Origin of the sequence: Snodgrassella sp. W8135 (assembly GCF_016101225.1) — a bacterium.
GTDB lineage: Bacteria > Pseudomonadota > Gammaproteobacteria > Burkholderiales > Neisseriaceae > Snodgrassella > Snodgrassella alvi.
This window is the reverse complement of the sequence record NZ_JACFQX010000002.1, coordinates 40,428-54,522: the sequence shown is the minus strand read 5'-3', so window position 1 is coordinate 54,522 and position 14,095 is coordinate 40,428. Positions and strand designations below refer to the sequence as shown.

Sequence of the window (14,095 nt, the reverse complement as noted above, 5' to 3'; positions counted from 1 at the left end):
TCTAATTCAATACTATAAACTGACTACCATCAACCCAGTATTTTCAATGTTTTAATTATCTGTATTCTAATTATCATTATTCAGGGGATGATCGAACAACCATGAATTAATCAGAGCTAATGGTTCTCTAATAAGAGAAATGTAGTTCCTGTAATTTCTGAAACTTAAAGGTGCAGATAAGCCGGATACATCTTTTACTCCTGATCTTTTAGCTAACATAATAGAACGCAATAAGTGAAAATCATTGGTAACTACCACGGTCTTACCTAATGGTAATACTTTATTCGCATAAACAAACTGCTGAGCAGTACGTGTTGATTTATCTTCAAGATAAACCCTTGAGGCATCAATCCCGTTATCAATTAAATAACCAGCCATAACGCTTGCTTCTGTTGCCGGCTCGCCTTCTCCTTGTCCTCCGCAAACAACTACTTTGGTATTAGGGTTATTTTTCAAATAAACCAGAGCTTTATCTAAACGCCCTTTTAAAACAGGATGAGGTACTGCAGGATTACCCATTACCTGAGCACCTAAGATAACCATAGTATCAGCATTGTCTGCTGCTTTTTGCCGGGCGTAGAGATGAATAATGACATTACAGATAATAAAATAAGCTAAAACAATTATTACAAACCAATGAACCCATTTATAAATATTCATAATGCTTTTATTCATAACTATCCGTAAAATAATTGTTAATCAGTTCTATAAATTGAAAACAAATAACGCTATAACGTAAAATATGCCAGGAACTATAGCAACTAATCAGCATTTTATCCACAATAACAGCTACGATTTTATTACTCAAAATTTTGCAATGAATATCCAAACATAATTCCTGTCTTCCGCTATTAATTGATAACCGCTGATAAAACTGCCATGATTATTCAAGAGACAGCTTTTGCTTCAATTGCGCTGCGCAATCTCTGGCCATCTGTTTAAACTCATCAGCTTCAGCTTTTAAAAATAGTTTATTTGTAAATTGTTCAAATTCTTCCAAATTACCTATCAGACTCCCATTGTAAACAAGTTTTATTTCTCCCTGTAAATAAACTGTAAAAATAAAGGCTTTTATTGAATGGCATTTTTTATAAACTATATTTTTTATTTTTTTTATATCCAGTTCAATTGAGCCAAACATTAAATCTTCCGGCAATACACTGATTTTAGTATTCCTGATAGATAACTGCCTTTTTACAAATAAATTTTTTGGTAATTGCTTAATATTAGTGTCTTGCAAGTATAAATCGCCATTTAATTTTAAATTGTCTGGCAATTTTTTAATTGAGGAAGAACTCAGCCAGAGATCTCCTTCTACTTTTAAACCAGAAGGTAATGTTTTAACTCTGGTATTACTCAAAAACAACTCATTTTTTACAAATAAATTTTTTGGAAGCTTCTTAATCTTCGTTCTGAATAAATCTAAAGTTCCATTCACATTTAAATTATCCGGAATTTTTTTAATCTTTGTATTATGTAAGTCTAAATCACCGCCAATATGTAAATTTTTCGGTAATTTTTTTAGTTTTGAAGAACTTAAATTAAGGTTACCGGCAACTTTTAAATTCTCAGGCAATGTTTCGATTCTGGTACAGCTCAGATCAAGATATCCGCCAACAGTCAAATTATCCGGCAACTTTTTTATAGGGACATAACGTAAAGTCAGATCACCTTTTAATTCAAGATTATCCGGTAGCTGTTTTATTTCGGTATAACTCAAATATAAACTGTTTTTTACTTCTATATTGGCAGGCAGTTGCTTTATCTTGGCACCATCTAAACCCAGACTTGTGCATTGTACATTTGAATGCTTTAATAATTTTTTGACTTTAATAGCGCGCAATCCCAGATATCCGTTTACAATCAGATTATCCGGCAATTTTTTGATTTTTGTAAAACCCAAATCCAAATAATCGTTAACAGTTAAATTATCGGGTAACTTTCTAATTTTAGAGCCTCCTAAAGCAATGCCACCGGTTACTGTTAAATCTTTTGGTATTTTCTTTATTCTGGTACCGTATAAATCCAACTTACCCCCAACCTTTAAATTTACAGGCAATTTTTTAATCCGTGTATCACTTAAATCTAAATCACCCGTAACGTCAAGATTATCTGGTAATATTTTAACTTTTGTTCTGCTTAAATGGAGATCTCCGCTTACAGATAAATTTTCAGGTAATTTTTTAATTCTGGTACGGGCAATGTTCAGATCACCCTGTATATTCAGATTATCAGGTAATCTGTCAATTTTCGTATCTGACAAATTTAAAGAACCAGCTACATCGAATCTTTCCGGTATATTGCAAAAATGCGACCCCTGCAAAGCCAAATTTCCTTTTACTTTCAGATTAGCAGGTAATGATTTAACAGGTGTTTGTTCTAAATTCAAATCTCCATTTACGGTTAAATTATCTGGTAATGATGCAATTCTGGTACGTAATAAATCTATAGAGCCTTTTACATTTAAATTTTTTGGCCACGCTTTAATCTTAGTTGCGCGCGCACATAAATCACCATTTACGGTTAAATTATCCGGCAATTTTTTTATTGTTGTTAATCGCAAATTGAGATCACCGTTAATAATAAGATTATCCGGTAAATGTTTGATTCTCACTTCAGCCAGATTAAGAGATTCCAATATTGTGATTGAATTATCCCCAATACTGTATTTAATCTGTTGTGTATTTAAATATATGATAAATTGTTCCATAACTTATTTCTCTGTGTCTTCAGCTTAAGCCACTTAATACAAACCAATCGGATGAAATTAAATTAAAAACAGTACAAAATATGTTTATGCTATTTTTAATAAATTACTGCCGGCCAAATATATCTGAGTCACGTACTGGCAAATTCAGCATTTTTTGCAGCTGTCGGCCAGTACTTTGTACATTAAGTTAATTAATTCTGATTTTTTTCTGCAATTCCTCTACGCAATCTCTGGCTGCCTGTTTAAGCTTACCTGCCTGCGGGTCAAGAAATCTCTGGTTAACAAATCGCTCATATTCTTTCAGATTACCAATCAGGGATTTATTCTGAAAAATTTTATATTCACCATTCAAATAAGCTGCAAAGATAGTTTTTCTTTTAGATGTACAATTTTTCCGGTAAGCAATATTTTTAATCTTTTTAAGATCAAGACTTAACCATTTAAGCTCAAGATTTTCCGGCAGATATCTGATTTGAGTTTTTCTCAGGTCGATGCCTTCTTCAAGTTTCAGATTTTCGGGTAATTTTTTAATTTTGGTATCATTTAACAGCAGTTTTTTACCGACCTGCAAATTTTTGGGTAACTTTTTAATTTTGCTGCTACACAATACAAGATTCTCCCAAACATGGAGATTATCAGGCAAGCGAGAAATTTTTGTTATGTTAATATATAAATTTTTTATCTCAGTAAAATTCGAGAGTAGCTTTTTTACTGGTGTACAGGCTAAATTTATTCCATTCGCTATATTAAAATGACTGGAAATTTTTTTAATTTTGGTACCCGATAAGTTTAGCTCACCTCCCACTGAAAGATTTTTAGGTAATTGTTTAATTGACGTCCCTTCAATAGATAATTGTCCGCCAACAGTCAGCTTTGCAGGCAATTTTTTGATTTTTGCGTCCTCCAGATTCAGATTTTCATTTACAGTCAGCTTTGCAGGCAGTTTTTTGATTTTTGCTTCCAATAAATCCAGATTCCCTTTTACAGTCAGCTCTGCAGGAAATTTTTTGATTTTACAGCTATTCAGGTCCAGACTGGATTGTATTTTTAAATTCTCTGGTACTTTCTTAATTTTATTACAACTTAGATCCAGACTAATGCAAGTAGCTTTAAAATTTTTAAGTAACTGATTGATTGTACTGCACCCTCTCAATGCTAAACATCCATTGACTCTTAGATTAGCAGGTAATTTTTTGATTTTTGTTCCAGACAAATCCAGATTACCGTTCACCGTCAGATTATCCGGTAATTTTCTGATTTCCGTATAGCGTAAATCCAGATCAGCTTTTACCTGTACATCCTTTGGAAATTTCTTAATTTTGGAGGAAGCCAGAATCAGACTACCATCTACTTTCAGATTTTCAGGTAACTTTGTGATATCAGTATGACCCAAATTAAGACTACCCTTGATAGTAAACTTTTTCGGTAGTTGGGTAATTCTGGTTGAAGAAATATCTAAGTCTCCGGCAACTATCAAAGTTTCCGGTAATTCCAGTATATAAGTATTTTGTAAAGATAAATTGCCGTTTATTGTCAGATTTTCTGGTAGCGACTGCACATAGCTGAAGGATAAATCTAATGCACCGCCTATTATAAGCTTTTCCGGCAATGTAATTATTTTGGTATAAGAGGCGTTTAGTTCTCCATGAACCACCAGATTGTCCGGTAATATACTGATTTCTGTACCAGATAGATTCAGATTCCCATAGACAATCAAATTATCCGGTAAATTTCTGATTTTTGTTTGAGAAATATCCAGATTGCCTTTAATAATTAAATTGTCAGGCAGTGATTTTAGACAGGGTTGATAAAAGCACAGATTATCCAGTACCCGGATAACATCATTCTCAACCTTATATTTAATGTTTTTTTGATTTAATATTTCGATAAATTTTTTCATTGATTTAGTATGTTAGCATACTGGTAAAAATTAAGGGAAGGTAACTTAGTTGCATACATTTCCAGAAAGCTGGTATTAATATCATGCAGTTTCAGTATATATTTTCAGTATAAATATCTATTTCTAATTAAAAAATTACAAAGCTGAATAAGTACTTTGACTTTATCCGGTCTGGTTTTATTGTCAGCCAGTATTCAATATATTAAGTTTTATGAGTACTGAGTTTTTTCTGCAATTGCTCTACGCAATCCTTGGCTGCCTGTTTAAGTTTACCAGCCTGCGGATCAATAAATCTCTGGTTAACAAATTGCTCATACTCTTGCAGGGTACCAATCAGGTATTCATTCTGAAAGATTTTGTATTCACCATTCAAATAAGCTGCAAAAATGGTTTTTCTTTTAGCTGTACAATTTTTCCGGTAAGCAATATTTTTAATCTTTTTAAGATCAAGGCTTAACCATTTGAGCTCCAGATTTTCCGGCAAAAATCTGATTGAAGTTTTTTTCAGGTTTATACCATGATCAAGTTTCAGGTTATTCGGTAGCTTTTTAATCCGGGTATTATTTAACAGTAATGTTTTACCAACCTGCAAATTTTGGGGTAATTTTTTAATCCGGCTATTATTCAGATCCAGACAATCCTCAACATTGAGGTTATCAGGCAAACGGGTAATTTTAGTTTCCTCTATTACCAAATTTTTTATCTCGGTAAGATCCTGAGGTAATTTTTTTACGTTAGTCAAAGTTAAGTCCAGCCCATTGACTACATTAACATGACTGGGAATTTTTTTAACTCGGCAACCCCATAAATACAGCTCACCTCCTACTGAAAGTTTTTTAGGTAGTTTTTTAATCGGTACCAGCAAAAGAGATAAATTGCCACCAACATGCAAACTTTCAGGCAATTTTTTTATTTTTGCGTCATCCAGGTTCAAATTTCCGTTTATATTCATTTTTTTGGGAAATTTTTTGATTTTGCATTCATTCAAATACAGATTGGATTGGATTTTTAAATTCTCTGGTATTTTTTTGATTTTATTAAAGCACAAATCCAGACTAGTGCATATAGCTCTAAAATTTTTAAGTAACTGATTGATTTTTACACAGCTTTCTAGCCCTAAACATCCATTGACTCTTAGATTAGCAGGTAATTTTTTAATTTTTGTTCCTGATAAATCCAGATCTCCGTTCACCGTCAGATTATCCGGTAATTTTCTGATTTCTGTAAAACGTAAGTTTAAATTATTTTTTACCTGGATATTCTTTGGTAATTTCTTAATTTTGGAGGCAGCCAGAATCAGGCTACCATCTACTTTCAGATTTTCAGGTAACTTTGTGATACGGGTATTACTCAAATCAAGATCATCGGTTATATGCAGATTAGCAGGCAGAGTATTGATACCGCTTTTTTCCAGACAAAGACTGCCTTTTATCGTAAATTTTTCTGGTAATCGGGTTATTCTGGTTGAAGAGGCATCCAGGTCTCCGGCAACAACCAAATTCTCCGGTAATTCCAGTATATAACTATTCTGTAAATATAAATTACCGTTTATTGTCAGATTTTCTGGTAGCGACTGAATATAGCTATAGGATAAATCCAGCGCACCACCAACAATTAGCGTTTCCGGTAAAACTTGTATTTTGGTACGAGAGGCGATAAGTTTGCCCTGAACCACCAAATTTTCCGGTAACACTCTGATTTGTGTACCAGATATATTCAGCCCCCCGCGAAAAATCATATTTTCCGGCAGTTTACTGATTTTAGTATGGGAGATATCCAAATTACCGCAGACAATCAGGTTATCCGGTAACTGGCTGATTTTTGTTTGGGAGATATCCAGGTCACCTTCAATAATTAAATTATCCGGCAGTGATTTAAGTGGATTTTGACAAAAGCACAGATTATCCGGTACGCGGATAATGTCATTTTCAACTGTATATTTAATATCTTTTTGGTTTAATATTTCGATAAAATTTTTCATTGATTTAGTATGTTAATCATACTGGTAAGGTTTATTAACCATAACTTAATGTAAATATTCAGATTCAATCTACTTAGAGCAGCATTAACTGATAAATAATTGAAATTATCATTACATACAGTTTCAGTATACATTGTTTTAATGATTTTTTCAGCACATATGTTTTTTAAAAAAAATTAATAAAACGAATACAAATATTCTGACCGAAACCAGAGCTGTTTTTGTGGTTAAAATAAAAGTAATAAAAAATTAAATAAGACTATATTATAAAATTAATCATCTCCAGTAGGGTAAGTAATTTACTAATATATTAATTTATCAGCCCAATCAAACTGTAACCTGAATCGTAATATTCATTAAATTTTGATGAAATACCCATATATTTACTTTATTTGTATTAATATGCAGCTATATTAGCGTTGTTTCGAGTTTTCTTTATTGATGATTTTTTTGTATTGCTCAAATTCTTGCATTAGATGTTCTTTTGGCATTGTCATCAATCTTTTCATATGATCTATTTCCTTCATACATGCTTGTGCTAAGTCTTGATTTTCAAGTATGAGTTGATCACGAAATTCTTTATCCGAATTTTTATAAAATACAGGAATTTGTCTCAAGCTATAGTCAAAGGATTCTTTTTTTCGCTGCTTTGTTTTTTCAAAGAAGTTCAAATTTTCTTGTGATATATAAGTTTTATTAGAAAATATTGTAAACTCTTTATTATTTGATTCAGACCTTTTATATGAGTGTAAAATATATCTTCTAGGTTGATTATCTTTTTCAAAAACTATTCGATAATCAAATTCACAACCTTTTTTATCCACATGAGAACCATATTTTTGGTCAATATATACCATATCCCCTTTTTGCTTAACCCATTTTCCACGTCGTCCGTCGTAATAACCCTTTTTTGAATACTTTGAAAGTTGTCCCTTAAGTTGTAAAACTTCAAATGTTTTGCCTTTAACATAAGAACCATATATATCTTCAGCATCAGACCAACTTAATTTTGAGTCAGGAATAACTATATGTTCATATTTTTGCCCATCCATGGAGATAGTCATTTCATCAAATAAATCACCTTTTTCTTCATTACTTAATACTTTCTTTTTAATTGGTTTATCATTTGAAAACCAAACACTGGTATTTAAGGCAATATTTCTGGCTAAATAGTCTTTTTTAGTTAACTCTGTTCTACCATAATTAGAAGTAAGGTCAAAAAACTTATCGGTTTTTATTTCAAGATTTAATGGTTCCACGTTCATAAATCTATTTACAGAACCTTTCAATTTATTGATATCGATTTGATTTTTAAAAATCGGTAAATAAGAATCTGATCCGTCCCAAAAAGAACCAAATTTATGACTTTCTGATAATTGAAAATCTGGATAATGAAGATAAATACCTTTAAGAACATATTTTTGCTTGTTATTCTTAGTAGGATTAGGAATATCAAAGTTTATAATTTGATTATCTTTATCAACTTTTAAATTTGTCGCAAATGCATATTGATTTATTTTTTTATACACAGTAGTCTTATTATCAATTCCCAAAATATCCCTTAATGATAAAAATGGTGGTGCGCTAATTTGTTCCTTTTTTTTGATGATGGAGCCTGTTTTATCAATTATAGGCTCATAATTTGCTATTATTTTAATATTCTTTTTCGGAAAATTTTGTTTAATATCTTCATTTTCTGCATGAGTTAAATAAGGATTATAAAAATCATCAATTTGTAAACTGACATGTAAAGATTCCTTGGCGTCAGAACTATTTATTAACTGGACCTTATCTATACTTACCCTTTTGTAGTGTTTAGCACAAGAACTTAGAGAAAAAGCCAGCAGCAACGAGGTTATTAAAAATATTATTTTTTTTATATACATCTGCATAATTAAATACCCCATATTATTAAGTAGATAACTAAATACAAAATGCTAATCTAATAATCACATGCTGAAATATTTGGTATTCACAATATTTGCATACTATACTGTTAAACTAGTTTAAATACAACATTGATATAAAAATCGGTTAAATAATATTTACCGATCCTGCTATTTACAAATTGCTTAATTTATCCGAAGTGTATAAATGGTGCCGAATCTGGTTTAAAGCTATCTTTAAATTCATCTAATACAACAGACGCAGGCGGGCTATGATCGCCTTGTACCACAATTTCTGTATATCTTTAAAAGCACTAGTGTTGATTTCGCTAGCTATAATCTAAAAAACTGATTCTGCAGATTTAAATTGAGACAGACATTTTGCCGGTCTTTAATTAAAGGCTGTTTACAATCATAGTTATTTTCACTTTGTGTATCTTTTTCAGAATAATGATGAGTATTTAAAGTTAACCGATAGAAAAATGACTTATCCTTAACTTGCTTATTAATAGCTGCAATATCATGCACAAATATTAAAGTCTCAATCTTCCGATTATGAAGAACATTGCTAAAATCAAAAAAGTTATTTTAGTTTTTAAAATGTATATCATTAAATAATAAATATAAACTTTCAATTTATTAATTAGTTATATATTTATCAGTAGCTGGTTTTCAGCAAATATTCAATCTGATTTTTTATCTGCTATATCTGCATAATGGTTTATCTGGTTTTATTTGCCGCTGTATTTCAAGTCATATCTCTATCAGATTTCCGTTTTATCACTCCTGTCCAGTTCAGTTATTGCCGTTTGAACAGAAATAACTTTTGTCAGAGGTACCGGATATTTTTTGTTGTGTCACCTCATCTGTGCGGCTCAGCACTTTACTGTTGTAAAGATACAGCAGATACCGGTTTTTTTAGTGTATCTTCTACCCCGCATCAGCTTAACTATGATTATAAACAAGATATACTTATGGATTTCTGGTTATTTACATACCGGTTATTTGCTGTATTTCGATGAAAAATTATTACGGATAATTTATGGCTATTCTGGTAACAGGTGGTGCCGGCTTTATTGGCTCTCACACAACTGTACAATTACTTAATGCCGGCTACAATGTGATTATTATTGATAATCTGTGTAATGCATCGCCAGTGGTACTCGAGCGTTTAAAACAGATTACCGGTAAAGAGGTAACTTTTTATCAGGGCGATATTCGCGACCGTACGTTGCTGCAACAGGTATTTAAACAGCACAGTATTGAGCATGTGCTGCATTTTGCCGGCTTAAAAGCAGTCGGTGAAAGTGTACGGGAACCGCTGAAATATTATGATAATAATGTCAGTGGCAGCCTGATTCTGGTTGAAGAAATGGCCAAAGCAGGTATTTTCAATCTGGTTTTCAGTTCCTCAGCTACAGTTTACGGTACACCGGCTTCGGTTCCGATTGATGAAAATGCGGCTACCGGTGGAACCACCAATCCGTACGGAACATCCAAATATATGGTAGAGCGGATGTTAACGGATATACAGGCAGCAGATGCGCGCTGGAGTATGACATTACTGCGTTATTTCAATCCGGTGGGCGCACATGAATCCGGATTAATTGGTGAAGATCCGAATGGCATTCCAAATAATTTATTACCGTATATCTGTCAGGTAGCTGTTAGTAAACTGGCACAGCTATCGGTATTTGGTAACGATTATCCTACCGCTGATGGTACCGGTGTCCGTGATTATATTCATGTAATGGATCTGGCGGACGGCCACTTAAGTGCCATGCGCGTTACAAATAATCAGCCCGGTGTACATATTTATAATTTGGGTACAGGGCAGGGTTATTCGGTACTGGAAATCATACATGCGTTTGAACAGGCCAGCGGCAAAAAAATTCCTTATCAGATTGTCCCGCGCCGGGCAGGAGATATTGCTGTGTGCTATGCTAATCCTGAACGCGCAGCCGAACAACTGGGCTGGACAGCTCAGCGCAGTCTGACCAGTATGATGGCCGATGCATGGCACTGGCAACAGCTCAATCCGCAGGGCTACAACAGCCACAATGAAAGCTGATTACTGAATATCAGCTTATTATAAACACTTAACCCACTGATGTTTCAGTGGGTTAAGTGTTTTCGGTTTTTGAGTTTTGATGCAAAAATTTAACGCTAATCGTTACGCCGCTCCTGAAAGTAGATTTAGATAAAAGATGTTTGAGGTCATTACCGGTTAACTATCTCTAACTAACTGGTGAGTCACATTATAATATAATGAGAATTATTATCAATAACAATTTGGTAATTTTTACAATTTGTTTTTCCGGTCTCTATTCCAACACCTGATCTGCGTATAATAAGTATTCCTGCATTCGCGCGGACAAAGCTTGTTTTCGGTATAATTGCCCACAATTTGCTTTTCTGATTAAATCTTTCTCTGTCTGTGCTTTTTGTCACAACCTAATTTTTGACAGCTCATGCCTATCTCAACTCAAACCGCGCAACTTGTTCACCAACAGCTACTGGCCGACAACGAACTGGCTGTAGCCGATTTTACCCGTGCACTCTCCCTGATGGGAGCACACCATATTGATTATGCTGATATTTACTGCCAGCGCAGTACCTATGAAAGCTGGCATCTGGAAGAAGGCATGGTCAAATCAGGCAGTTTTCAGATTGAGCAGGGCGTCGGTGTCCGAGCGGTAAGTGGTGAAAAAACAGCATTTGCTTACGCCGACAATCTGAATGTGCAGGCATTAACAGATGCAGCACAGGCTGTACGGGCAATTGGGCAGGCCGGTCAGCAGCGCTCAGTGGGACTGACTTCTCTGCCGTCAGTCAAACCGCTGTATGCAATGGCTAATCCGATGCTTAGTCTGGATGCTGGAGAGAAAGTGGCTTTATTACAGCGTGTGGAGGCACTGGCAAAAGCTGCTGATCCGCGTATTGTGCAGGTAATGGCCGGGCTGGTATGCGAGCATGAACTGATTTATCTGGCGCGACTGGACGGCCGGATACACACTGATATCCGCCCGCTTGTCCGTTTATCTGTTACTGTGATTGCCAAACAGGGGGAAAGGCGCGAGCAGGGCAGCAGTGGCGGTGGCGGCCGCTTTGATCTGGGTTATTTTGATGAAGCCATGCTTAAATCATATGTAGATACAGCCGTTGCTCAGGCACTGACCAATCTGGAAGCCCGTCCGGCACCTGCCGGTCAGATGACGGTGGTACTGGGCAATGGCTGGCCGGGTGTATTGTTACATGAAGCTGTAGGTCATGGTCTGGAAGGTGATTTTAACCGCAAAGGAACCAGTGCATTTGCCGGCCGTTTAGGTGAACGCGTAGCGGCTAAAGGTGTGACTGTTGTTGATCAGGGTAATATTGCCGAACGCCGTGGTTCGCTGAATATTGATGATGAGGGCAATGCTACACAGCGTACGGTACTGATTGAAGATGGTATTTTATGCGGCTATTTGCAGGATGAAACCAATGCACGTTTAATGGGCGTCCCTGTGACCGGTAATGGCCGGCGTGAAAATTACGCCTCAGCACCGATGCCGCGCATGACCAATACTTATATGGAAAACGGCAAGCTTAATCCGGAAGAGATTATTGCTTCTGTCGATAAAGGCTTGTATGCGGTTAATTTTGGTGGCGGACAGGTAGATATTACCAGTGGTAAATTTGTATTCAGTGCTTCGGAAGCCTGGTGGGTTGAAAACGGTAAGCTGCAATATCCGGTAAAAGGAGCCACCATTATTGGCAGTGGTCCGGAAGTATTAAAACACGTTAGTATGATAGGCAATAACAGTAGTCTGGACAGTGGTGTAGGTATCTGCGGTAAAGACGGGCAAAGCGTACCGGTAGGTGTAGGACAGCCTACGCTGCGTATTGATGCCGGTCTGACTGTGGGTGGCAGCCAGACATAATTCACCTGAACAGCAAACAGCATAACGGGCACAAATTACTGTGCCCGTTATGCTGTTTGTTTATGCGGATAGATACGTATTTATTATAAATTACATCTGAATTTCCCGAAAATTAATATGCATATTCTCATTGCGCTTATTGAAATCAAATCTGCTTTTTTCAGGTATCAGCTATTGATTACAATGATCCGCCAGTATCGCGCAGCAAATAACCGGAAAATAGCAATCCGTTAAGTATCAGATTCATATTATTATGATATTGGCATTAATACCAATCTGCATTATAATTTAATACACATTTCATAACACTAATCTGAATCACACTTTCAGGCTGAGCCGTTTCAGCTATAAAAAAATTATGCAGATAAATAATATTTATTTATGTGAATATAGAGTAATATCAGTTAATTATTCTGATACATCACTTTATTATTAACTTTTCTACCCTCAATTATTCAGAAAGTACTCATATGTTTTTTATCAAAAAAAACAAATCCAGACTCCGCCTGAAAAAATTCCTGATAATCAGTTTTTTCTTAAGTTTCAATGTTAATTTGGCTATGGCACAGGATGCTTCAGATGATAGTGCGCAACAGGCACGGATACGCATCTTCGGGCAGAATGGCAAACCGACTAATATGAAATACAGTTTTCAGGGACATGAGGTAAAAGAATCAACCGGTGGTTCCTTAGGCGGGGCATTCGCTTCATCATTAGGTCTGGCTCGTAACAGCACCATTGGTATACCGGCAACGGCTACTTTGGATACAATGAAACGACATAATCATAATTTGTCTAAGCTGTACTACCGTGAATTCACTATTCCCGCTAATGTACCGATTACCATATCCAATGCCATTATTGGTCTGACCAATGTTAATAATACTCATAACGATGGGAAAATCATTTCCTATCAGCCCTCCTGCCAGAGTAACAAACTTACTTTTGTAGCCGAACCGGGTAAAGATTACGAGGCTATCGCGGCATCTGCATCAGCCCAATGCGGGGTTATTCTGCAAGAAGTGCATCCGGACGGCACAACTACATCACTTATTAAGGGTGATTAAGCGATCTGCTAAAATCGCCAACCAGTATAAAAGGCAGTCTGACTGCCTTTTATCAGTTCCGGAATACAACGGGCTAATCATGCTCTGCTCCAGCCTTGCAAGCATTTTGCTGAAGGCTGGAAAAATTTTTATTTGCTGATATTAAATCCAACATTATTCAAGTAATTTAATTGTCTGTATCAGTGCAACCAATAGAGTATTGTGATATTTTTCTGTTTACTATCAGATTATTGATGAGACCATTATCAAAAATTCTGTTGATTAAACTGCGTATGTTTATCAGCCATATGTTTTGAAAGTTAAAGGTAATGGTCTGAATTGATATACGCTGCAGATCTTCCGCCAATGTGAATAATATATTTATTGCATTCAGGCTATTTCTGACCAGCTCATATCTAGCCAAATCAGTCCGGAAAAAATCATTAACTTTAAAATAAAAATTTATTTCTGAACAGATTTTGAATGTCGCAGACACTCAAACATGCCAATCTATAACATACCTCATTTAGAGCTAACCGGCACTTCTCTGAGTGCCGATGTCTCTTGATTCAATCCTATTTTGTTTCTGATGATATCTGTCAATTTTTTTGTACCGGCATTTGTCCGCTTAATTTATACAAAAAAATGG

At 35.2% G+C, this 14,095-nt stretch carries 8 protein-coding genes; 3 read left to right on the top strand and 5 right to left on the bottom strand.

From position 1 onward, the window contains the following. Positions 1–66: 66 nt before the first annotated feature. The 5 genes from H3T75_RS06320 to H3T75_RS06300 form a co-directional block, all read right to left on the bottom strand. Positions 67–675, bottom strand: coding sequence for a YdcF family protein (locus H3T75_RS06320; protein ID WP_174832480.1), 609 nt, complete (start codon positions 673–675; stop codon positions 67–69). 208 nt (positions 676–883) lie between these two features. After that, positions 884–2,710, bottom strand: a complete 1,827-nt coding sequence (locus H3T75_RS06315; protein ID WP_198211319.1) for a hypothetical protein — start codon at positions 2,708–2,710, stop codon at positions 884–886. 187 nt (positions 2,711–2,897) lie between these two features. Further along, positions 2,898–4,610: a hypothetical protein gene (locus H3T75_RS06310; protein WP_198211318.1), complete on the bottom strand. Its 1,713-nt coding sequence runs from the start codon at positions 4,608–4,610 to the stop codon at positions 2,898–2,900. Positions 4,611–4,812: 202 nt separating this feature from the next. Next, positions 4,813–6,591: a hypothetical protein gene (locus H3T75_RS06305; RefSeq protein WP_198211317.1), complete on the bottom strand. Its 1,779-nt coding sequence runs from the start codon at positions 6,589–6,591 to the stop codon at positions 4,813–4,815. A gap of 413 nt (positions 6,592–7,004) precedes the next feature. Beyond that, complete coding sequence (locus H3T75_RS06300) at positions 7,005–8,483, bottom strand: hypothetical protein (RefSeq protein ID WP_198211316.1); 1,479 nt, start codon at positions 8,481–8,483, stop codon at positions 7,005–7,007. Between the two features lie 1,036 nt (positions 8,484–9,519). On the opposite strand from H3T75_RS06300, the gene galE reads away from it, so the two are divergent. The 3 genes from galE (at position 9,520) to H3T75_RS06285 (ending at position 13,467) form a co-directional block, all read left to right on the top strand. Next, positions 9,520–10,548, top strand: a complete 1,029-nt coding sequence (gene galE, locus H3T75_RS06295; protein ID WP_198211315.1) for a UDP-glucose 4-epimerase GalE — start codon at positions 9,520–9,522, stop codon at positions 10,546–10,548. 400 nt (positions 10,549–10,948) lie between these two features. Then, the gene (tldD, locus tag H3T75_RS06290) at positions 10,949–12,400 is read left to right on the top strand and encodes a metalloprotease TldD (protein WP_198211314.1); all 1,452 of its coding nucleotides are present in this window, start codon (positions 10,949–10,951) and stop codon (positions 12,398–12,400) included. Positions 12,401–12,870: 470 nt separating this feature from the next. Beyond that, positions 12,871–13,467, top strand: coding sequence for a hypothetical protein (locus tag H3T75_RS06285; protein ID WP_198211313.1), 597 nt, complete (start codon positions 12,871–12,873; stop codon positions 13,465–13,467). Positions 13,468–14,095 lie beyond the last annotated feature (628 nt).